The sequence below is a fragment of the Variovorax sp. V118 genome, from assembly GCF_041154445.1.
In the GTDB taxonomy this organism is placed as follows: domain Bacteria; phylum Pseudomonadota; class Gammaproteobacteria; order Burkholderiales; family Burkholderiaceae_C; genus Variovorax; species Variovorax boronicumulans.
The window spans coordinates 6480208-6501393 of the sequence record NZ_AP028663.1 but is presented as its reverse complement, the minus strand read 5'-3'; the positions used below and the strand labels follow the sequence as shown (position 1 = coordinate 6501393).

Sequence of the window (21186 nt, the reverse complement as noted above, 5' to 3'; positions counted from 1 at the left end):
AGGAGAATCTTCATGAACCCGAAGTCGTCGTTTCTCACCATCGCAGCCGCATGCCTGCTGGCCGCGAACATGCCCAGCTTCGCCCAGACCGGCGGAGATACGCTGCAGAAGATCAAGGAAACCGGGGCGATCACGCTCGGCTACCGCGAGTCGTCCGTGCCGTTCTCGTTCCTGGACAGCCAGCAGAAGCCCGTCGGCATTTCGATGGACCTGTGCGCGGCCGTTGTGGACAAGGTGAAGCAGCAGCTGAACATGCCCAAGCTGGAATTCAAGCAGGTGGCCGTCAACTCGTCGAACCGCATCCCGCTGGTCGTCAACGGCACCGTCGACATCGAGTGCGGCGGCACCGCGAACAACGCCGCGCGGCAGAAGCAGGTTGCCTTTTCGGTCGCCACCTTCGTCAGCCAGCCGCTCTGGCTGGTGCGCGTGGACTCCGGCGTGAAGAGTCCGGCGGACCTCAAGGGCAAGACCATCGTGGTCACACAAGGCTCCAACGCCGTCGGCTTCGCGCGCAAGTTCAACGAAGAGCAGAAGATGGCGCTGATGACGATCGCGGCCAAGGACCATGGCGAGTCAATGCTCACGCTCGACAGCAACCGTGCCGTCGCCTGGCTCGAGGACGACATCCTGCTGGCGGGCGAGAAGGCGAACTCACGCAACTCGGCGTCGTTTGCCCTCATGCCTGGCGGCTTCGACAATATCTACTACGGCCTGATGCTGCGCAAGGACGATCCGGCGTTCAAGGCCCTCGTCGACGGCGTGATCGGCAACCTCATGAAGAGCGGCGAGTACGACAAGCTCTACAAGAAGTGGTTCGAGGCGCCGATCCCGCCGCGCAACGTGAGCCTGGCCTTTCCGATGACGGAAAAGCTGAAGGAGCGGATCAAGGTCCCCAGCGACCGGATCGACTGAAGCACCACCATCCGAAGCTGACTGGAGCTCGATGTGTTCGAAGTTCTTTTCGAGACAGTCCAGGACGGCGAGGAGCTGTATCTCGCCTGGCTGCTCAATGGCTTGGCCTGGACGGTCGCCCTGGCGCTGGCGGGCTGGTGCGTAGCCTTCGTCCTGGGGGTGCTGGTCGGCTGTGGCCGGACCTCCTCCAACCGGGCGATCGCGCTGACCGCGCGGCTCTATGTCGAGGTTTTCCGCAATATCCCCATCATCGTCCAGATGTTCCTCTGGTACTTCGTGCTGCCTGAACTGCTGCCGCCCGACCTCGGCAATGCGATGAAGAAGATGGTGCCGCCCTGGGGAGCCTTCTTCCCCGCATTGATTGCGCTTTCGCTCTACACCGGCGCTCGCGTGGCAGAGCAGGTCAAGGCGGGGATCGAAGCATTGCCCTACGGCCAGCGATCGGCCGCCAGGGCACTGGGCATGACAGAACTGGAGCTGTATCGCACCATCCTGCTTCCACAGGCGCTGCGCATCATCATGCCGACGCTGACCAGCGAGGTGATGGGCATCTTCAAGAACACGTCGGTGGCACTGACCATCGGGCTTCTTGAGCTCACCGCCCAGGCTCGACAGATCAACGAGTTCACCTTCAAGACGTTCCAGGCCTTCGGCGCGGCAACCATCCTCTATCTGCTGCTCGCACTCTCCGTCTATGCCGTCATGCACGGTCTGGAAAAGCGCCTCCGCACGCCCGGCATGGAGCCCACGATCACGAGACGCCGCTTCTTTCCGATGCGAAAGGAGGCGGCGAAGCCATGAACCACTTCGACTTTTCCGTGATCGCGCAGGCCTGGCCGTTCCTGTTCGACGGACTGGTGTTCTCGCTGAAGCTCACCGCGGTCGGCTTTCTCGGCGGCCTGTTGCTCGGCATTGGCCTCGCTCTTGTGAGGCACCTTGAAGTTCCGGTCGCGTCCCAGCTCGCAAGTGCGTACATCACGCTGATCCGCTCGGTGCCCCTGATCATGGTGCTCTTCTGGTTCTTCTTCCTGATGCCGCTCGTGCTGATGTGGATGACCGGAGCCTCGAGGCCGGTGCAGATCGGGCCGGTGTGGACGGCCTTCGTGACGTTCACGCTGTTCGAGGCCGCCTACTACGCCGAGATCATTCACGCAGGGTTCAAGTCGATGGCAAAGGGGCAGTACGGTGCGTGCAAGGCGCTGGGGATGTCGACCTGGCAGACCTATCGGCTGATCATCCTGCCGCAGGTACTGCGTGTCGTCAGCCCGATACTGCTCACGCAGACGATCATCCTGTTTCAGGATACGTCGCTGGTCTACGTGCTGTCGGTCACCGATCTGCTGGGAGCCGCCTCGAAGATTGCCCAACGTGACGGACGCCTCGTCGAGATGTACCTGGCGGTTGCCGTGATCTACATGGTGCTTTCCTCGCTGACGTCTCAGCTCGTGGCCATTCTGAAGAATCGCGATGCAGTTCCGGGACGTCGATAGAGACCTGAATAATGCAGCCATGAGCACGACGACCAAGAAAGCGAAGAAAGCTTCGACAGCGATCGTGGGAACGCCTGTCGAGCGGCTGTTTGCGGTCCTCAACCTGGCGGCGAAGATGGGCATGATCTCCGCGGCCGACATCGTCTATCTCCTCGATCTGCCCAGGCCGACAGCACACCGGATGATCGCCACGCTGGAGGAACTGCAGTTTCTCCAGAAGATGCCCGTCAAGGGCAAGTACGCCGTCGCCCCCAAGCTGGTTGGACTGGCGACGTCGATCCTGAGCTCCACCATCGTCTACGCGCCAATTCAAGCGCTGCTGACGGCCGTTGCACAAAAGACCGGAGAAACCTGCGGCCTGGCGTTGATGTCCTCCGGCGAGGTCGAGTACATCGCGAGCGTCATGGGGCAGTCTCCCCTCACGCTTCAGTTTCAGGCGGGGCAGAAGGCGCCGCTCCACTGCACATCCAGTGGGCAGATCTTCCTTGCGGCACTGCCGCCGGACGAACTCGCCAAGTTCATGGCCTCCGGCCCCTGGGAGCCACTGACACCCAAGACCGTGACCGCGCCGAAAGTTCTTCTCGAGCGCCTTCGGAAAGTGAAGAATCAGGGTTATGCGGCCAACGAGTCCGAGTACATCGCAGGCGTCGTTGGTGCCGCAGTACCCATACAGAACACAGAGGGTCAGGTTGTGGCGGCGCTCACGATCTCTGCGCCGAAGAGCAGGCGCACGCTGGAGGACGTCGTGGCGATGGTGCCGACACTGACGACATACGCGGATCGGATCAGGCGGGCGATCCAGCCCCGGTGAGATCTCGGCGGCGGCAGGCAGTGTCGCTCAAGCTCTGACTGGCTGCATCAGGGGCAGCAGTTGCACGAAACAAGACGGCAAGTATCGTTTCACAGAACTCCTGCACGGACTTCACTCCGATTTCACTTGGGTCACGCACACTGCCTCTCGACAGTGGTTCGGCGCTGGTAGAGGCCAGGGAGAAAAAAGCCGCTCAGGGAACCGCCTCGATGCCGACCGCTGTCGCTTTTCATGCCCGGCCTTGAAGGTCCGACGGCAGAACTGCAGCGCTGCAACGGCGCGGCACAATGCGTCCATGCCAAACATCGCCTCGATCTTTAGAGCCGAAATCTCCCGCGTTGCTCGCAAAGAAGTGCGCGCCGAGATCGAAACGCTCAAGAAGGCATCGGTCGCGCATCGCGCGTCGACTGACCGCCAACGTGACAATGCCCGTTCATGCCATCTGAGAGTAGTCCAGGCCGGTGAGGCCGTGGGCGCGTTCGATCAGACGGTGCGTGATGGTGTCGACACGGCCGCGCAGCGCGCGTTCGTCGTCCCACGCCAGGCGGCCGTGCAGAACCCGGATCGCGCCGCCCACCATGGTCAGCGACGCGCGGGTGTCGTCGCCGGCCACCAGTAGGCCCGAGATCCAGTCGGTGCGGGCACCGGCAAAGCCGATCGGCGACATGTCGAAGGCCACTATATCGGCGCAGCAGCCCACCTCGATGCGGCCGATGTCGCTGCGGCCGAGGATGGCCGCGGCCTCGCGCGTGGCCATCGTCAGCGCGCGATAGGGCGACAGCCACTGCTGCCACGGCACGGTGCCTTCGCCGCCGGCCGCGCGGTGCAGCAGCATGCCCAGGCGGATTTCGCCGAGCATGGAGCCGCTGTCGTTGCTGGCGCCGCCGTCGACTCCGAAGCCGACCTTCACGCCGGCGGCCAGCATTTCGTGCATCGGCGTCACCCGCGCGCCAAGGCGCACGAGCATGCGCGGGCAGTGGGCCACGGCCACGCCGGCCTCGGCCATCTGGGCCATGTCCTCGGCATCGACACGCGTGCTGTGCGCGAACCAGGTGCCGGGGGCCAGCCAGCCGGCGTCTTGCAGCAGTTCGATGGGACGCTTGCCGTATTGCTCGCGGCACCACACACGCTCGTCAGGCCGCGGGTGGAAATGCATGTGCAGGCCGCAGCCGTTGGCGTGGGCCAGCTCGGAGATGCGGCTCATGAAGTCCATGCGCTGGTAGGTGGCAGTGGTGGGGCCCAGCGCCATCGTGATGCGTGCGCCCCAGCCGGTCTGGTGGTGCTGGCGGATGCCGTGGGCCATGTCGGCCAGCACGGCTTCCTCGTCGTCGACCAGGCCCCCGGCGCGCGGGCCCAGCACGGCGCTCAGGTCGGCCTCCAGCGTGTCTTCCATCGCCGTCATGCAGCCGCGCACCAGGTGCAGCCGCAGGCCGGCGGTGCGCGCGCCGTGCACCAGCGCATCGGTGTACTCAGCCCGCCCGCCCGGCATAAGGTAGGCGTGGTCGGCGGTGGTGGTGGCGCCAGTCAGCATCAGTTCGGCCATGGAGGCCTGCGTGGCGGCGTCTAGGTCGTCGGGCGTCATGCCGGCCCACAGCGGGTACATCGCCTTCAGCCAGTCGAGCAGGTGGCCCGACAGCGCGCGCGGGATGGCGCGCGTCAGTGTTTGGAAGAAGTGGTGGTGCAGGTTGATGAAGCCAGGCATCACGATCTGGCCGCGCAGATCCAGACGCTGGTCGAAGTGGCCCTCGGGCATGCCCTGGCCAACCTCCGCGATGCGGTCGTCGTCGACGACGACATAGGAGTTGGCCAGCACGCGGTCGCTGCTGTCGCAGGTGTAGAGCTGGCCGATGTTGGAGAGCAGGGTGCGCATGGGTGGGCGATCGGGTGAAGGGGGCGAGCTAGCGCTTCTGGCGCGTCAGTTCGAAGGTGGGCAGCAGCGCGAAGGGGCGCAGGCAGGCGTCCATCCAGCGCAGCGCGTCGCGCACCGCGGGCATCAGCTGCGCGGCGTCGTCCACTACGCGGTGGTTCACGCGGATGGCCGACAGCAGCGCGCGCGTCACTTCGCCGGTCTCGGCGAAGAACTCCTGGTCGCCGGTGTCGCCGCGCCATTCGGTCATCAGCAGCGTGGGAATGCCGTGGCTGAAGTGGCCGCGCAGCAACTGGTACACCGAGGCGAACAGGCCGAAGTTCTCGATCAGTGCGGCCGGGCGCTTGCCGCCCAGCCAGGCGCCGGCACAGATGCCCAAGCCGGTGCCTTCATGGGCGACCGGCAGGTAGCGCAGCTCGCGGTCCTGCATCAGCAGTGACTGCGCGCCGCTGAAGCCGCTGCAGGGCAGGCCAATGACGAAGTCGATGCCGTTGTCCTTCAGCGCGGCGTACAGCGTCTGTGCAAAGCTGCCGTTGGCGCCGGCGTTGCCGCTCGGGTCGGCCGCGGGGCGGGCGCCGTGTTCTTTGGCCGAAGGCTTCAAGATGCGGATGCCGACGGCCTGCTCGATATGACGAACGAAGTGGTACTTGTTTTCCTTCAGGTCCATCGGCAGTGCGCCGACGAAGGCCTGTTCCACGTTCACCTTGGCCACGATCAGCTTCGCGCCGGCATGGGCCGAGGTTTCGCGCACGCAGGCGACCAGCGCCTCGGGGTGGTCCACTGTGTGCACGTTGGCCAGCCCGTAGGCGCGCGCCAGCGTGGCGATGTCGACCTGGGCGGCCAACGAGGCCACGTCGGGCAGCTTGCCGGTGGATATGTAGCCGCTGTTGTCGAACACGACAATCGTCAGGTTGACCGGAGCCGCTGCGGCGATGGTGCCCAGCACCGAAGTGTCGAAGAAGATGCCGCCGTCGCCGTCGAGCGCGATCACCGGCTGGTCGGGACGGGCCAGGGCCACGCCCAGCGCATAGGGCGTCACCAGGCCCATGCCCACCGCGTAGAGGTTGGCATGCGACGGACGCGCCGCATGCCACTCGGTCGCGGTGTTGGCCAAGTTGGTGACGACGAGGTCGTCACGGGCCACCGACGCGAGCGCCGTCAGGAAGTCATATCTCTTGAACGAGGCAGTCATGGATGCGGTCATCCGAGGTAGGACGGCGCGGCCGCGCGAGCGCGGTGGTAGCACTCGGTCATGTGCGCTTCCACGGTGGTCGGTGGGTACTTCGGCGATTCGCCCTCCTTTAGGCAGCCAGGCAGGCATTCGAGCTGATGGTCGGGGTTGCCGGAGTAGAAGAACGGCACCGAATAGCGCTCGTTGCCCGAAACGTTGACCACGCGGTGCAGCGTCGAGCGGAACAGGTCGTTGGTCCAGTGGGCGATGGCGTCGCCGATGTTGAACACGAAGGTGCCAGGGATCGGCGGTGCGCTGATCCAATCGCCATTGAGGCCTTGCACCTGTAGACCGCTGTTGTTGTCCTGCAACAGAAAGGTCAAGGCGCCGAAGTCGGTGTGGGAGCCGGCGCCGATGGTGTCTTGCGAGGCTCCCACCGCCTGCGGCGGGTAGTGCAGCATGCGGACGGTGGACAGCGGGGTGTCGTTGAAGTCCTTGAAGTGGTCTTCCGGCAGGTTCAGCGCGAGGGCCAGGCCGACCATCATGCGTTCGCTGACGTCGCGCAGGGCCGCGTGGTAGGCACGCATGGTCGGCTTGAAGCCGGGCAGGTCGCTTGGCCACTGGTTCGGGCCATGGTTGAAGCGGCCGGCCACGACGGCGGGGTGGTCCAGCGGCAGGTCTAGGCCGAGGAACAGAGTTTCCTTGTTGTCGGGCACGTCCAGGCCCAGCGATTCGGCCTTCAGCGGGTCCCAGCCGCGGTTGCAGAACGAGTGGGTGCGCGCCACCTTCGCCTTGTCGTCGTCGGGCTGGCTGAAGAACGCCTCGCCCTGCTGCAGGGCGGCGTCGAGCAAGCCTTGCGGCACGCCGTGGCCATCGACATAGAAAAAGCCGTACTCGATGCAGGCGGCGCGGATCTGGCGGCCGACGGCCTGGCGGTCGGCGAGGTTCGATGAGGACAGTCCGCTGATGTCGATCACCGGCAGGCTCACGGTCGATACGGTCTTGGCTTGAAGGGAACTCACGGGATGTCTCCTGGGAAGGGAAGGCGCTGCGCCCCTGGAAGCAAATGGGGCGCGGCGTTTCGAACGATTTACTGGTAGTCCAGCGTGATCAGGCCGGCGGGCAGCTTGCTCATGCCGATGACTTCAGGGCCGGCCACGTCGACCATCGCGTCGAGCGAGTCGGACAGGCCCTTGGCCATGTCGGGCGTGAACACCGTCAACAAGTCGTTGCGCACCTGCTTCTTGAAGAACTGGGTGGCCTGGGGCGACAGCTTCATGCGCTTGCCCTGTTCTTCCCACAGCTGGTCGTCGGACTTCATGATCTTCACCGCGTCCTGGTAGGCGGCAACGAAGGCGCGCACGTTGGCCGGGTTGGCCTTGGCGTATTCCTCGCGGAAGCCGAAGAACAGGAAGGGCACGGTGGGCAGGCCCGTGCTGTCGGAGATCTCGCGGATCGTCGTCAGCGTGCGGAACTTGCCGCTGGCCAGCATTTCAGGGGCCAGCGAGTTCCACATGCCGGTGGCCTGCAATTCGCCCCGTTCCATCAAGCCGCGCAGCAGTGGCACCGCGCCTTCGTGCAGCGTGACTTCCTTGTTCAGGTCCATGCCGAACTTCTTCTTCGCGGCGGCAACGGTGATGATCCAGTCGAAACCGGTCTTGTTCTGTACGCCGACCTTCAGGCCCTTCAGGTCGGCCAGGGTCTTGGCTAGCGAGTTTGTTGGCACGATGATGCTGTTCACGTAGGTCATGAACGGCGCGACACCGACTACGCCCACGCCGCCGGCCTTCAGGCGCGCGGTGGCCAGCCAGTCGAGGATCACGACGTCGGTGCTCTTGCTTTGCAGCGCTACGGCGGCCGAGTTGTTGTTGCTGTAGGGCACCGTCTCGACGTTGATGTTGTACTTCTTGTCGAGGTTGAACTGCTTGATGACCAGCGGCGGAATCGACATCGTGCCAGCCGGGTTGATCAGCATGCGAACCGTGCCACCATCGCCCTTGGCGGTGTTGACGGTCTGGGCCTGGCACATCGGAGCAACGCCCAGGGCCAGCGTCGCGGCGAGGCTGCCGACGACTAACTTGAACGACTTCGGGTATTTCATGGCGGGAACTCCAGTGCGGTATGGTTCGGGAGGAAGGGCAAACGGAAAGCTCAGGCCATGGCGGCGGGCCGGCGGTCGAGAATGCGGATCACGTCTTTGCTCTTCTCGAACAGCGAGGCGTCGTCGTACGAACGCGGGCGGGCGATTCCGCGCAGGTTGATCTGCTCTGCAATCTTTCCGCCGGGATCGGAGGTCATCACGACTATGCGGTCAGCCAGGTAGGTCGATTCGTAGGCGTTGTGGCTGACGAAGAGGATGGTCGAGCGGAACTTCGACCAGATGTCGAGCAGGCTCTGGCGCAGCTTGCGCGCGGTCAGCTCGTCGAGCGCGCTGAACGGCTCGTCCATCAGCAGGATGTCGGGGTCGACCACGAAGGCGCGGGCGATGGAGGCGCGCTGCTGCATGCCGCCCGAGAGCTGACCGGGGTAGAAACCCTTGAAGCTGGACAGGCCGACGAGGTCGAGCACCGCGTTCGTGCGGTCGGCCCATTCCTGGCGGGGGAAGTCGGCCGCGCGCAGCGCGAACTCGATGTTTTGCGTCAGCGTGTACCAGGGCAGCAGGCGCGATTCTTGGAACACGTAGGAGACGCGGAAGCCCGAGGCGAGCTGCTCCGCCATCGGGCGGTCCTGGATCGTCACGCTGCCGCTGTACTGCGTGTCCAGCCCGGCGACGATGTTGAGGATGGTGGACTTGCCGCAGCCCGAGGGGCCGAGCAGGCCGACGACTTCACCGGCCTCGATGCTGAGGTTGATGCCGTTGAGCACGTGCAGCGGCTCGCGCTGCGCGCTGCGATAGGTCTTGCCGACATTGACGAGGTCGATTTGCGCCATGGGGATGTCCTGTGGAAGCGTTGCGGGGGGCGGGGGCGGGGGCGGGGGCGGGGGCGGGGGCGTGCTCAACGGCGCCAGCGGAAGATGTGCTTCTCGACGAGGCCGAAGACGAAGACCTCGATGAACATCATCACGACGAGGAAGCTCAGCGCGTAGGCCAGCACCTGGGTCATGTCGAACATTTGGAAGTAGTACTCGATGCGGTAACCCACGCCGCTGCTGCGGCCGAGCAGTTCGACGAACAACACCATCTTCCAGACCAGGCCCAGGCCGAAGCGCGAGGAGGCCAGCAGCATCGGCGCCACCTGGGGCAATATCACCGAGCGGATCATCTGCATGCGGCCGGCGCGGAAGATGCGGCCCATCTGGATCAGCCGCGTGTCGATGCCCTTAATGCTTTCGCGGATGTTGATCGTCAGGAAGGGTACGACAGTGATGGCGGCGCCGATGACGGCGGCCCGGTCGTTCATGCCGATGATCATGTAGACGGTGAGGATGGTGACGATGGCCGGCACCGTGATACCGCACACCACCCACACGCGGAAGAACATCCCGGCGCGCGGCGAGACCGCCATCGCGAAGCCCAGCACGAGCGAGATGCCCATGCCGATCACGAAGGCCAGCGCGATGCGCCAGAGCGAAATGCCGATGTCGCTCCACAGCTCGCTGGTGTTGGCCAGCTCGTGCATGGCCGTCAGCACGGTGTGCGGCGGCGGCAGTACCGACGGCGGCAGGAACAACGTGGCGAAGTACCAAAGGCCAACAATGCTCAGCACCGACAAGATGCTCATCAGCACCTCGGGCGGCAGCCGCGGGCGCGATGGCGATGCGGCGCTGCCCGTCGAAGCCGGGGACTCGTGGATGGCAGGGAGGGGAAGGGGTGTCGACATGGCGTGGGGCGGTCGTTGTCCGGGGGCGCGGTCAGTGCCAGCCGGGCTGGTGGTGGGAATGCAGGCTCACGGGACTCCGCAAGGGCAGTGCCAGTGATTTGTGTGCGCCGTGCCTTGCAGGAAGGCATGGCGTCGCACTTTGGTGAATCCAGGAGTCGATGACACTCATGCAAATCAATAGGAAGCTCGGTCTGGCTCAGGCGGCTTTGCCTGCTGGTTCTGCGCCAACTTGCCCGTCTTGATGATCGAGCCGCGGGCGGCGATGCCGCCGTCGATGGTGACGATGGTCCCGGTGATGTACTGGGCCAGGTCCGAGGCCAGGAACAGCATCAGGTCGGCCACTTCGTAGGCTTCGGCGGGGCGGCCACCCGGGTATTGCAAGAACAGCTCTTCCCAGCGGCCTTCGTCGCCGTAGTTGTCGAGCGCGCGGCGCTTCATCAGTTTGACCATGCGGTCGGTGGCGACCGGGCCTGGGTTCACGCCCACGACGCGAATGCCGTCGTCTAGGCTCACGCCGCCCAGGGCGCGGGTGAAGGCCATCACGGCAGCGTTGCAGGTGGAGCCGGCGATGTAGTTCGCATCCCAGTTTTCGCCCGAGTTGCCGATGTCATTGACGATCACGCCGTGGCCCTGGCGCTTCATGCGCGCGTAGACGTGCTGCGTGAGCTCCATGTAGCCCAGCACCTTCAGCGAGAAGCCTCGACGCACCACCTCCCAGTCGAGCGATTCGATCGGGCCAGAGGGCATATCGCCGGCGTTGTTTATCAGGATGTCGACGTCGCCGACGGCGGCGTCGAGCTGCTTCATTACGCCGGGCACCGACAGGTCGAGCGCGTGGACCTGCACGTTCACGTCGTGGTGGGACTGGATCTCCTTGCGGGCGGCTTCGAGGGCGGCGTTGTCGCGGGCGGCGAGGTGCAGGTGGGCGCCGGCCTTCGCGAACGCCCAGGCGGTGGCTAGGCCGATGCCCTTGGAGGCGCCAGTGATGAGGGCGGTCTTGTGGGTCAGGTTCAGAGAGGTCATGTCAGTGCAGTCGTGTTCAAAGGGTCGGAAGGCGGGGCGCACGGGCCGGGCTCGGCGGTGACGCAGGCCCCGAGGGGTTGCGTACACGGCTTCGATAGGCATTGCACTAACCGTGCCACGTGGAAAACACCAGAAATTAGCTTTCAGTATTCGAAATTGCGCAAAAATTAGCATCAAATTGATGCATGTGAATACAAAATTTAGAAAATTGGATTCAAAATGGCGTGCGAATGCACCGAGCCGGCGCGTGATCCGCGAATGGATGGCTCGGGATTCGTGGCGCGAATACTGCTAGACGGGATCCCGTATCCTGCGGGCCCGCGAGTCCCAGTGAACAGACACTCAGCATCGGAGACCCCATGAAGCCAACCCTTCCGCCCAATGACGCCGCGCCGATGCGCGAGCGTGTGCGGGACAAATCCGTCACGCTGACCGAGGACCTGCGTGAGTCGCTCGAGGCGCAGATCGTCAGCGGTGCATTGAAGCCGGGCGCCCGGCTCGACGAGGCCGAGCTGGTCGAGCGCTACAAGGTCTCGCGCACCCCGGTGCGCGAGGCGCTGCGCGCACTGGCCGGCACCGGGCTGGTCGAGATGAAAGGCCCGAACGGCGTGTGCGTGGCCAGCCTGTCGATGCCGGTGATCATCGAGATGTTCCAGATAATGTCGGTGCTCGAAGGCCTGTGTGCGCGCTACGCCGCGCGCCGCGCCACGCCGCAGCAGCGTAAGCGCCTGCTGGAGATCCAGGACGAGTTGAAGGCGCTGGTGAACAGCGACAACCGCGACCTCTTCTACCAGGTGAACCAGAACTTCCACGACGCGCTGTACGACGCATCGAACACGCACCATCTGTCTGCGCAGACGCGCTTGCTGCGCAAGCGCGTGAGCTTCTACCGCCGCTACGTGACCTACCAGCCGGGCCGCATGCTGGCGACCATCGGCGAGCACCAAGCCATCATTGATGCGATCCAGCGCAACGAGCCGGAGGCTGCGTTCTCCGCAGCGGCCAACCATGTGACGCTGCTGCAGGACGACATGGTCGACCTGATCTCGGCGGTGTCCGCCTACATGCCGGCGTGAGCCCCAGGCGCGATGTCATTCGCCGTATCGGTCGCGGCACCACCATTAGGTCAACCCACCAAGCCTTGCAGTACCTCGGTCAACACACGAGTGCCGTCGGCGAGGTCGGCCGGTTCGGTGAACTCGGTCTCGTTGTGCGTGATGCCATCGCGGCTGGGCACGAACACCATTGCCGAAGGCGTGACTGAGTGGAGGTAACGAGCATCGTGGCCGGCGGCCGAACGCAGCTCCATCGACGCGATGCCCAGCGTGTCGGCGGCCGATTTCACGCGGGCGCGCATCGCGTCGGGGAACACCAGCGAGTCGGCGGCGGACAGCCGCGTCACCGTCACCTTGCACGGGCCTGCGTGAGCCTGGCAGAGCGGTTCGACGGCTGCGCTCAGCCGGCGCAGCGTATCGGTGTCGGGGTGGCGTAGGTCGATCGAGAACAGCACGCGACTGGGAACGACCGAGGGTGCGTTGGGTGTCACCTCGAAGCGGCCGACGGTGAACTTCACCTGATCCTCGGCGTCGTGCAGCTCGGCGGTGAGCGCCTGCACCATCGCCAGCGCCGCCAGCAGCGCATCGCGGCGCTCGGTGCGGCTGGAGGTGCCGGCGTGAGCGGCCTCGCCGTCCACGACCACGCGAAAGGTGTGCTTACCTTGGATGCCGGTGACCACACCGACCGGGATGCCAAGGCGGTCGAGCACCGGGCCTTGTTCGATGTGGGCCTCGACGTAGGCGTGCACCGCTCCGGCGAGTGGGCGGTGCGGCAACTGCGCCAGGCGCATCGCGGTGTCCTGCAACGCGTCGGCCACGCAGATGCCGTCGGCATCACGCACGCTGCCGATGTCGGCTAGCGTGCGATCGCCGGCGAACACGGCCGCGCCCATCATGCCGGGCGCGAAACGCGAGCCTTCCTCGTTCATCCAGGCCACCACGTCGAGCGAACGGCGCGGCGTGATGCCGGCTTCGCGCATGGCCTGCGCGGCTTCGAGCGCGGCCACGACGCCGAACACGCCGTCGTATCGGCCACCGGTGGGCTGGCTGTCGAGGTGGGAGCCGCTCAGCACCGGCGCGGCGTCCGGGTCCTGCCCGTTCAGGCGCAGGAAGAAGTTGCCGGCGTCGTCGCGGCTGGGCGTCAGGTCCAGCGCGCGGCCCCACGAGGCCATCAGCGCCTGGGCCTCGGCGTCTTCGGCCGACAGCGCCGGCCGGTTCACGCCACCGGTGGGCGTGGCACCGATGCGCGCGAGCGCGGCCAGGCGCTCGCTCAGGCGGCGTTCGTCGACGAACAGGGCCGCCTGGGTCATTCGGTCTTCATGATCTGGGCCGGCTGGCTGCGCGGGTCGCGAGGTAGCCATAGGTCCTGTTCAACGGTGGCGAGGAAGTCGCTAACAAACTGGTTGAACAACGCCGGCTCCTCGATGTTGAGGGTGTGGCCGGTCTTGGGCAGCACGAGCAGGCCGCACGCCGGCACCGTCTTCTTCAGGAAGATGCCGGGCTGCAGGCAGTGGTCGTCCTCATCGCCGACGACGACCAGCGTGGGTACGGCCATCTGGCGCAGCTTAGCCTCCAGGTCGTAGATGGACGGGCGGCGCGCCTGCACGCCTTGCATCGTGCGGGCCGACCCCACAGACGAATGCTCGGCGAGCTGGTTGGCGAATTCCTGCCAGCCGCGCGGATCCTTTACCTGGAATACGATGCGCGAGCCGGCCTGCGAGTAGGTCTTCGAGAACCCGGGCGCGCCCACCTCCTCGAACTTGCGCGCCACTTCGAGCGACACGTTTCGGAAGTAGTCCTCGAACTCCTTTTCTGCGCCGTAGCCGGCGCCCGCCACCACCAACGACAGCGCACGAGAAGCATGGCGCAAGCCGAAGTGCAGCGTGGAGAAGCCGCCCATCGACAGGCCCACGATGTGGGCCTTGTCAATGTCCAGGCCGCTCATCACGTCGGCGATGTCGTCGACGGCGATCTGCTGCGAGTAGCGCTCCACGTCGGTGGGCACGTCGGACGGCGTGTACCCACGCGCGGCAAAGGTGATGCAGCGGTAGCGGCGCGTGAAGTAGCGCATCTGCGCTTCCCAGCTGCGGTGGTCGCCACCGAACTCGTGCACGAACACGATCGGGGTGCCGGTGCCGGCTTCTTCGTAGTACAGGCGGGTGCCGTCGCGGGCGGTGATGAAGGGCATGGTCGTGTCCTAAAGGTGGCTGGGGGGCGGCTGCGGGTTCAGAACAGCGCAGGGGCGGGTATCGTGCGTGCGCGCTCGACCATGGCGGGCAGCAGTGCGCAGAAGCGGTCGGCCCATTCTTCCGGCACCGACAGGCTCACCTTGATGAAGTTGTCGCCAAAACGCTTCGTGTGGTATGTGCCCTGGCGGATCATGATCCCTTTCTCGCCGTAAGCAGCCACCAGCGATTCTGGGTTCACGCCGGCTTCGGCAGTGTCGATCACCAGCAGGTTGGCGTGCGAGGGGTACACCAGTACGCGCAGGCCCGGCACTGCCTTCACGGTCTCGGCCACGGCGGCCTGATTGCGGCGTAGTCGCTGCTTGACCAGCGGAAACCACTCGTTCTTGGTCTTCAGGCCGGCGATGGCGGCGCGCTGCGAGAGCACGTTGCTCCCCAGGTTGTTCGGCGGCGCGGTGGCCAGCAGCTCGATGATTTCCGCGCCGGAGACAACGGCGCCCAGGCGCATGCCGGCCAGGCCCAGCCACTTCGAGAAGCTGTAGACGACTATGCTCTTGTCGTAGAACTTGGCCGCGGGCGTGAAGCCTTCGGCGAACTGCGAGTAGGTGGCGTCGTGGACGAAATACGCCCCGACCGAACGGGCGATATCGGTGAGCTCGCGTATCTCGTCAGCGGTGTGGCAAGTGCCCAGCGGGTTGTTCGGGTCCACCAGGTAAATCACGCCGGTGTTCGGGCCGACGGCGGCACTCAGCTGGTGGGCGGTGAGCTTGTAGTCTTGTTCTTCATTGAAGATTGGCAGCTCGACGACGTTCGAGCCGAACTTGCGGGCGAAGTGCATCGGCCAAGCCCAGCTCGGGTCGGTCGTGACGAAGTCCTGGCCCGGCTTGCAGATGTTGCTGCAGACGTTAAAGAGGGCTTCCACGCCACCGTCGGTGACGAAGGCGCAAGCCTCGGGCAGGCCTAGGTCTTCGAGGATCAGCTGGCGCAGCTCCTCGAAGCCACAGGGCGGTGCATAGGCGTGGTAGCTGCCGTCCTTCAGCGCGTCGGCGATGGCGTGGAGCACGCTGGGGTGGGGGTCGAAGTGGTTGGTGTTCTGTCCCAGCCACATCAGGCCGGGCGTGTTGCAGAGCTGGTCGAAGTAGCGGTTGCGTTGTTCAAAAGGGCGCATGAGGTGGTCCGAGTTTTCCCATTCACGCAGCACGATGTGTGCCATACAAAATCGCTGCTTTTTGCCCATTAGAGGGTCATGTGTGCATACAAATGGTGCGAAATAGAAAAACTTGCATCGGATTTGTGAATGCAAAACAGTGCACTATGTATCCAGTAGGTTTCGCCTGGGATAAATTGTCGAAGCGCCCGCAGCCCGGGGAAGAACCACCAGTTCATCCGCTTGCCTTGCTCCTTGCGGTCACGAGTCCGGAGCGGCGGAAGGCCCTTCCCGATGTGCCCAGCATGGTTGAGCTCGGCTATAAGGACATCTCGTTCGTTCGAGTGGCTCGGTTGGTTTGCTCCGACGGCCACACCTGCTGCAAAGGTCAATGCACTGAATGCGGCAGTCAACGCTCAGTTCGCAAGCTCGGCCATGGGTGAAATGTTCGACAAGAATGCGCTTCAGCCCCTGGACGGGGCGCCGACGGCCTTGGCGTCGCTGACCGAGCGCGATTACGACTACTGGCAACAAGTGGTCAAAGCAACTGGCTTCACCCCCGAGGACTGACCACCCTCATGCGCCGGGCGGGCCTCTAGACACTTTTGAAGGATTGAAAACACTATGAGCATCACCCTGGCGCAAGCGAACGAAATCATCCAAGCGGCACTGGTCCGCTCGAAGGCCAAGGGCTTCAAACCCATGGGCATTGCAGTCCTGGATGAGGCCGGCAACCTGAAGGCCTAGTCAGCGAAGACGGAGCGAGCATGTTCCCGCCTCGCGAAGCCTGAGCCTGGTACTCATCTCTACGTCTGTGGCCCAAAGGGGTTCATGGACGCTGTTCTGGTCGAAGCCCGTGCAAAGAGCTAGCCGGAAGAGCAGTTGCACTACGAATTCTTCGCCGCACACGTTGGGCCTGCCGAAGGTGATGAGAGCTTTGAGGTACAACTCGCGAGCTCAGGGCGGACCATCACTATTCCCAAGGGGAGGACAGTGATTCAGGAACTGTATCGCCCGAGCGCGGCGGCATCCGCATCTCCTGCGGCCTCTTCAACACCTCCGAGGACGTCGATCAGGTCGCATCGCTGATCCAGCAGCGCTTGAACTGCAGTACTCATTGCGCTCCAGGTGTCCGCGCGCATTGCAACCGCCCCACGGGCCTGTAACAGGCCTTGCGCCAGGCCTGCACTATCCCAAGGCCACGAGCAGCTTCTTAAGAAGAAAAAGTACCCCGAAGAACCCACCGAGGACTAGGAAATACGCCAACGGTGCGCCTGCCATTGTCTCCCACCATCTCGGTGGGCCGTATGGCTTGGGTTTACTTTCTAGGGCGTTCATCATGTTTCTTTGGGATTGGTGCCTCTGCCTTCACAAGGCAGACTGCTGCTGTGCTTCAACTGATACGGATCTTCGGCTTGACCAGCGCGTTGATCCCCTCGGCCAACCATAGCGGCGGCCTGCGAGCGGGGCCATGCAATGAAAGCTAATGGCCATGCTAGAGAAAGCGCATGGCTCGACTGTGCGAAGCGGCCCTTGATCGCGCTGACCGCGCGGGCCGGTCGAACGAACGCTACGCAGAAGATTTACCGCCTCGCGCATTGTTCGTCAGGCGCACAAGCAGTTGAAGCAGGTTCTTCCGCTGTGCCGTGTTGAAGTCAGCCAGTAGTTCGTGTCGCACGCGCTCGAGCACAGGAGCGACCCGCTGCGCAGATTCCGCGCCGCGCTCGGTGAGAAGAACTTCGACCACTCGGCGGTCCGACAGAGACCGCGATCTGCGGCAAAGCCCCTTGCGTTCCAGGCGATCGATCAATCGGGTCATGCCGGCCGGATCAATTTCGCAGAGCAGGGCCAGTTCGATGATCCGCAACGGACCGCGGATGTACAGGAAATGCAGTGGCCGCCATTGCGACTCCGTCGGTCCGCCGATGCCGCGCAGCCGCGCGTTCACAGCAGTGCTGGCGAGTGCAAGGATTCTGCGAATTAGGAGATTCAGGTCTTCTTCGATGTCATAGCCCGAGAGGGCCGAAGAGCTTGCGAACGTCACGGCCGGACTGCCATCACGGCCAGCGACGAGGTGGCATTCGCGATCAGGCGGGAGCGCTCTGCGTCGTAAAGCTTCGCGTGCGCAAAGGCGATCTGCCGCCCGACCCGGTCCACCCCCGCCACTGCAATGAAATGACCTTCGTGGCCAGCGCTCTGCATGTTGACTGTCAGGCTGACGGTGGCGCATGTATGGCCAGGCTTCAGTTGCGACAAGACCCCCATCGCCATGGCCAGGTCCAGCATGTTCGCCAGCGTGCCTCCGCCCACTACGCCGTTGCCCTGCGTCGCATCGCGTGGCGCGGTGAACCGGATCACCAGTTCGTCTTTACCGCTCTCCACCAGCAGGGCCGACAGACTGGCCAGCGCGGGATTCACCTCCAGTGGGAGGTGTCGGCGTCTGGACGCCACCGCGTCCGCGATGAATGCGCGGGTGGGGTTGTCCCCCTGCAGCGGAATGTCGGAAATCTCGCCGGGTTTCACGGTTCAGCCTAGCAGAGTAGTGCGCGCGTGATCGGGCGTGGCGACGTCATACCCGAGGTCCTCGATGATCCTGGCCGCCTTGGCGACGAGTTCGGCGTTGTCGCGTGCGAGCTTGCCCGGCGAGACATATAGGTTGTCCTCGAGTCCGACTCGCACATGCCCGCCTAGGATCGCGGCAGTCGCGACCATCGGGAATTGGTCCGAGCCGATGCCGAACGCGCTCCAGTGCGAGCCGGTCGGCAGCAGGCGCTGCATCTCGGCCAACACTGTCGGCGTGGCCGGTGCGCCCCAGGGCACTGACATGCACAGCTGGAAATATGCGCTCTTCGGAATTGCACCTGTCGCGATCAGGTGACTCGCCAGGCGGGTGTGGCCCAAGTCGAAGACCTCCAACTCCATCGTCACACCGCTTGCGTGGATCTGTGCGGCCATCTCGCGCAGGTGGTTCGCGGGGTTGATGAAGACGGCGTCGCCGAAGCTCATGGTTGCGACGTCGAGGCTGCAGATGTCGGGCTTGAGGCTGACCACGTGCGCAACCCGCTCATGCGGCGTCATGAGTTCGGCGTCGGGAATGGGGACGACACGAAACGGCGCGTCGGTCGGCACCGTCAGCATCGTGCCCGGACCGGTCGTGAGATTGATCAGTACATCGCAGCGGGATGCGCGGATGCACTGCACGACCTCCTCGTAGTAGGCGAACTTCGTGGAGGACTTGCCTGTCTCGGGCTCGCGCACATGGATGTGGACGATGGATGCGCCGGCGCGCGCAGCATCGATGGCCTGGTCCGCGATCTCCCGGGGCGAGGCGGGCACGGCGGGGTTCTTTGCTCGGGTGTCCCCCGCGCCGGTCAAGGCGCAGGAAATGATGACGGGAGGGCGCTTGCTCATGTGTGAGGCCAAGGCTGGCAATGGAAGTGACAAAGCCGGCATTCATGGATTGAATCTTGCCGGGATATTAAGAGACGAGTCGTATCGAGTTGAATGTAGACGCCAAAAATAGGTTGGTCAAGGAAAACGTCCGCTAGGTAGTGCCTATGTCTCCAAGGGAAAACACTCAAATTTGACATATAAACGAGACGTATAGTATCGAAAAAGTCAGACAGGAGTTGCCGTGAAGCTTGGAAGGTTTGTCGTGCAGGGGCTCGATGGCCCGATTCAGCGCATCTGCATGGTGTTGCCAGAGCAGTCCCGTGTTATCGATCTGCGCGCGGCGGAGGCATTGCGCCAGCAGGCGCGCGGTGCCAGTCGCGATGCCGCGCTGCGATACGCATCTGCGGTGTTTCCCAAAAGCATGTCGGCGGCCATCGCTCTTGGTGAGCAGTTCCTCGAGACGGCACACGAGGCGGCGGCATGCTACGGAGACGACGCGTCCAGGCCCTTTGAAGGTTTGCATTGGGCCGCTGCCTGCGACCCGTCGGTGGTGCGCGACGGCCTCACTTTCGTCAAGCACATCCGGCAGTTCCATGAGCGCATGAAGCTCACGCCCGCACCCGCGCTGCTGCAGGTGCCCGGCTATTTCAAGGGTTCCCCATGGACGGTGATCGGGCATGAGGCCGAGGTGCCCTGGCCGGCACGCGCCGAAAAGATGGACTATGAATTGGAAATCGGCTGGGTCGTGGGGCGCACCGCCCACAACATCACGCCCGACACGGCCCGCTCGCATCTGTTCGGCGTGACGATCTTCAACGACTTCTCGGCCCGCGACCTGCAGGCCAACGAATTCGCGATCGGCATGGGACCGACCAAGAGCAAGGACTTTGCCTACGGCATCGGGCCCTGGATCACCACGATCGACGAGTTTCCGCACCTGGACCGCATCCGCATGGCCGTGAGGGTGAACGGCGAGACCTGGGGCGAGGGCGACACGTCGGAGATGCTGTGGAGCGTCGAGGAGCTGGTCGCCTACGTGTCGTTGGGCGACCATGTGCAGCCGGGCGATGTCATCGGTTCGGGAACGATGGGCAACGGCTCGGCGCTGGAGCTCGGCCGAAGCCTCAGCCCGGGCGATGTGGTGGAGCTGGAGGTGTCCGGTGTCGGCGTCCTGCGCAACCGCATGGGCCAGCCCGAGAAGGGCACATGGTGGCCGACGCCGCGCAAGCCTTTCATGTGAGAAGGCGGCCGTGAAGTTTTCCCTAGGAACTTTCTCGCACGACAGGGGCGAGCGGTTTGCCGCCATGTGCATCGGCGATCGGGTGCTGCCCTTGCATGCGTTGCATGGGCAGGCGCTGCGCTGCGGAGCAGCGTGGCCCGAGAAGGCGTCGGTGCTCGACCTGCTGCAGGACTGGGATCGCAATCTGGTGGCGCTGCGGGCGCTGCGGGAAACCATCGCCGACGAACACGAGGCCCAGATACCGGTGGCCCGCCTGAGGGTGCATCCTCCCGTGGACCTGCCGCGGCAGCTGCTTTGCACAGGGGCCAACTACCGTAAGCATGTGGTCGATCTCACGCTCGACATGGGCGTCGGGCCGGAAGGTCTCGATGGCCCTGCGCTGCGCAAGTGGGCGGAAGATATGATGGACGAACGGGCAGCGCACGGCGAGCCGTACGCGTTCCCGAAGTTGCCTTCGGCCGTCACGGGTGCTTTCGATCCGATCCTGCTTCCGGCAACGACCGGCAAGCCCGATTGGGAGTTGGAGCTCGCCGTCATCATCGGTCGGCGTGGCAGGAACGTGCGCCGCAAGGATGCGCTTGATCACGTCGCCGGCTACGCGATCGTGAACGACGTTTCGGCGCGCGACCTCATCGCCCGCACCGACTACAAGATGCTGGGCACCGATTGGCTCAGGTCGAAGTCCGCCCCGAGCTTCATGCCGTTCGGTCCCGTGCTGGTGCCCGCATGCTTCGTGGCGGACCCGCAGAACCTGCGGATGACCTTGAAGCTGAATGGACAGACCATGCAGGACGAGTCAACTGCGGACATGCTGTTCGACGTGGCACGGCAGATCGAATACCTCTCCGCACACATCGAGCTCTGGCCGGGCGACCTTATCGCCACCGGATCGCCTGCCGGGAACGGCACCCACTACAACCGATTTCTCCAGGACGGCGACGTGCTCGACTCGGAAATCGAAGGGCTGGGCAGTCAGCGCAATGTGTGCGTACGGCCGCCAGCGCCGAAGTCCGCCTGATCGCGCATAGCGAATGCAAACCCCTCATCCATCTTTAGAAGAAAGGCCCCTC

Annotated in this window: 22 protein-coding genes; 9 read left to right on the top strand and 13 right to left on the bottom strand. The window is 64.4% G+C overall.

All coding sequences use genetic code 11. From position 1 onward, the window contains the following. The first annotated feature begins 12 nt into the window (after positions 1-12). From ACAM52_RS30260 to ACAM52_RS30245, 4 genes are read left to right on the top strand one after another with little or no spacing between them, the layout of a single operon-like run. A complete protein-coding gene (locus ACAM52_RS30260; RefSeq protein ID WP_369645385.1) occupies positions 13-912 on the top strand; it encodes a transporter substrate-binding domain-containing protein in 900 nt (299 codons plus the stop codon). 33 nt (positions 913-945) lie between these two features. Further along, complete coding sequence (locus ACAM52_RS30255) at positions 946-1713, top strand: amino acid ABC transporter permease (RefSeq protein WP_369645384.1); 768 nt, start codon at positions 946-948, stop codon at positions 1711-1713. Further along, the gene (locus ACAM52_RS30250; protein WP_369630361.1) at positions 1710-2402 is read left to right on the top strand and encodes an amino acid ABC transporter permease; all 693 of its coding nucleotides are present in this window, start codon (positions 1710-1712) and stop codon (positions 2400-2402) included. Before ACAM52_RS30255 ends, ACAM52_RS30250 begins: the two co-directional genes overlap by 4 nt. Positions 2403-2421: 19 nt before the next feature. Further along, complete coding sequence (locus tag ACAM52_RS30245; protein ID WP_369630360.1) at positions 2422-3213, top strand: IclR family transcriptional regulator; 792 nt, start codon at positions 2422-2424, stop codon at positions 3211-3213. Between the two features lie 433 nt (positions 3214-3646). Here ACAM52_RS30245 and ACAM52_RS30240 read toward each other — a convergent pair whose 3' ends face one another. The 7 genes from ACAM52_RS30240 to ACAM52_RS30210 all read right to left on the bottom strand — a co-directional run bounded on the left by ACAM52_RS30240 (position 3647) and on the right by ACAM52_RS30210 (position 11095). Next, entirely contained in the window at positions 3647-5083 is a 1437-nt protein-coding gene (locus ACAM52_RS30240; protein WP_369645383.1) for an amidohydrolase family protein, read from the bottom strand. Positions 5084-5111: 28 nt separating this feature from the next. Further along, positions 5112-6272, bottom strand: coding sequence for a thiamine pyrophosphate-dependent enzyme (locus tag ACAM52_RS30235; RefSeq protein WP_185993684.1), 1161 nt, complete (start codon positions 6270-6272; stop codon positions 5112-5114). Between the two features lie 8 nt (positions 6273-6280). Beyond that, on the bottom strand, positions 6281-7273 hold the full coding sequence (locus ACAM52_RS30230) for an isopenicillin N synthase family oxygenase (RefSeq protein ID WP_139701229.1): 993 nt from the start codon (positions 7271-7273) through the stop codon (positions 6281-6283). 68 nt (positions 7274-7341) lie between these two features. Then, entirely contained in the window at positions 7342-8352 is a 1011-nt protein-coding gene (locus ACAM52_RS30225; protein WP_369630358.1) for an ABC transporter substrate-binding protein, read from the bottom strand. A gap of 50 nt (positions 8353-8402) precedes the next feature. After that, complete coding sequence (locus ACAM52_RS30220) at positions 8403-9182, bottom strand: ABC transporter ATP-binding protein (protein WP_369645382.1); 780 nt, start codon at positions 9180-9182, stop codon at positions 8403-8405. A gap of 65 nt (positions 9183-9247) precedes the next feature. After that, positions 9248-10072: an ABC transporter permease gene (locus tag ACAM52_RS30215; protein WP_139701232.1), complete on the bottom strand. Its 825-nt coding sequence runs from the start codon at positions 10070-10072 to the stop codon at positions 9248-9250. Positions 10073-10246: 174 nt separating this feature from the next. Then, positions 10247-11095 carry an SDR family oxidoreductase gene (locus tag ACAM52_RS30210; RefSeq protein WP_369645381.1) on the bottom strand — a complete coding sequence of 283 codons (849 nt, stop codon included), beginning with the start codon at positions 11093-11095 and terminating at the stop codon, positions 10247-10249. A 359-nt stretch (positions 11096-11454) separates the two neighbouring features. On the opposite strand from ACAM52_RS30210, the gene ACAM52_RS30205 reads away from it, so the two are divergent. Next, positions 11455-12171: a GntR family transcriptional regulator gene (locus tag ACAM52_RS30205; RefSeq protein WP_139701234.1), complete on the top strand. Its 717-nt coding sequence runs from the start codon at positions 11455-11457 to the stop codon at positions 12169-12171. Positions 12172-12221: 50 nt separating this feature from the next. On the opposite strand, the gene ACAM52_RS30200 is transcribed toward ACAM52_RS30205, so the two are convergent. From ACAM52_RS30200 to ACAM52_RS30190, 3 genes are read right to left on the bottom strand one after another with little or no spacing between them, the layout of a single operon-like run. Further along, complete coding sequence (locus ACAM52_RS30200) at positions 12222-13460, bottom strand: M20 family metallo-hydrolase (RefSeq protein ID WP_369645380.1); 1239 nt, start codon at positions 13458-13460, stop codon at positions 12222-12224. Continuing rightward, positions 13457-14338 carry an alpha/beta fold hydrolase gene (locus ACAM52_RS30195; protein ID WP_139701236.1) on the bottom strand — a complete coding sequence of 294 codons (882 nt, stop codon included), beginning with the start codon at positions 14336-14338 and terminating at the stop codon, positions 13457-13459. Before ACAM52_RS30195 ends, ACAM52_RS30200 begins: the two co-directional genes overlap by 4 nt. 38 nt (positions 14339-14376) lie before the next feature. Further along, positions 14377-15504 carry a pyridoxal phosphate-dependent aminotransferase gene (locus tag ACAM52_RS30190; protein WP_139701390.1) on the bottom strand — a complete coding sequence of 376 codons (1128 nt, stop codon included), beginning with the start codon at positions 15502-15504 and terminating at the stop codon, positions 14377-14379. A gap of 273 nt (positions 15505-15777) precedes the next feature. Between ACAM52_RS30190 and ACAM52_RS30185 the strand changes: the two genes are divergently transcribed. Further along, positions 15778-16053: a tripartite tricarboxylate transporter substrate-binding protein gene (locus tag ACAM52_RS30185; RefSeq protein ID WP_369630354.1), complete on the top strand. Its 276-nt coding sequence runs from the start codon at positions 15778-15780 to the stop codon at positions 16051-16053. A gap of 54 nt (positions 16054-16107) precedes the next feature. Next, on the top strand, positions 16108-16230 hold the full coding sequence (locus tag ACAM52_RS30180; protein WP_369630353.1) for a hypothetical protein: 123 nt from the start codon (positions 16108-16110) through the stop codon (positions 16228-16230). Positions 16231-17053: 823 nt separating this feature from the next. Here ACAM52_RS30180 and ACAM52_RS30175 read toward each other — a convergent pair. The 3 genes from ACAM52_RS30175 to ACAM52_RS30165 are packed head-to-tail and all read right to left on the bottom strand — an operon-like array spanning position 17054 to position 18894. Continuing rightward, on the bottom strand, positions 17054-17527 hold the full coding sequence (locus ACAM52_RS30175; RefSeq protein WP_369630352.1) for a MarR family winged helix-turn-helix transcriptional regulator: 474 nt from the start codon (positions 17525-17527) through the stop codon (positions 17054-17056). Beyond that, the gene (locus ACAM52_RS30170; protein WP_139701239.1) at positions 17524-18006 is read right to left on the bottom strand and encodes a PaaI family thioesterase; all 483 of its coding nucleotides are present in this window, start codon (positions 18004-18006) and stop codon (positions 17524-17526) included. The genes ACAM52_RS30175 and ACAM52_RS30170 overlap by 4 nt, the downstream gene beginning before the upstream one ends. Before the next feature lie 3 nt (positions 18007-18009). After that, entirely contained in the window at positions 18010-18894 is an 885-nt protein-coding gene (locus tag ACAM52_RS30165; protein ID WP_139701240.1) for a 3-keto-5-aminohexanoate cleavage protein, read from the bottom strand. Positions 18895-19117: 223 nt separating this feature from the next. Between ACAM52_RS30165 and ACAM52_RS30160 the strand changes: the two genes are divergently transcribed. Both ACAM52_RS30160 and ACAM52_RS30155 read left to right on the top strand, forming a co-directional pair. After that, positions 19118-20116, top strand: a complete 999-nt coding sequence (locus ACAM52_RS30160; RefSeq protein WP_260685113.1) for a fumarylacetoacetate hydrolase family protein — start codon at positions 19118-19120, stop codon at positions 20114-20116. A gap of 10 nt (positions 20117-20126) precedes the next feature. Then, on the top strand, positions 20127-21134 hold the full coding sequence (locus ACAM52_RS30155; protein ID WP_260685112.1) for a fumarylacetoacetate hydrolase family protein: 1008 nt from the start codon (positions 20127-20129) through the stop codon (positions 21132-21134). The last annotated feature ends 52 nt before the right edge of the window (positions 21135-21186 follow it).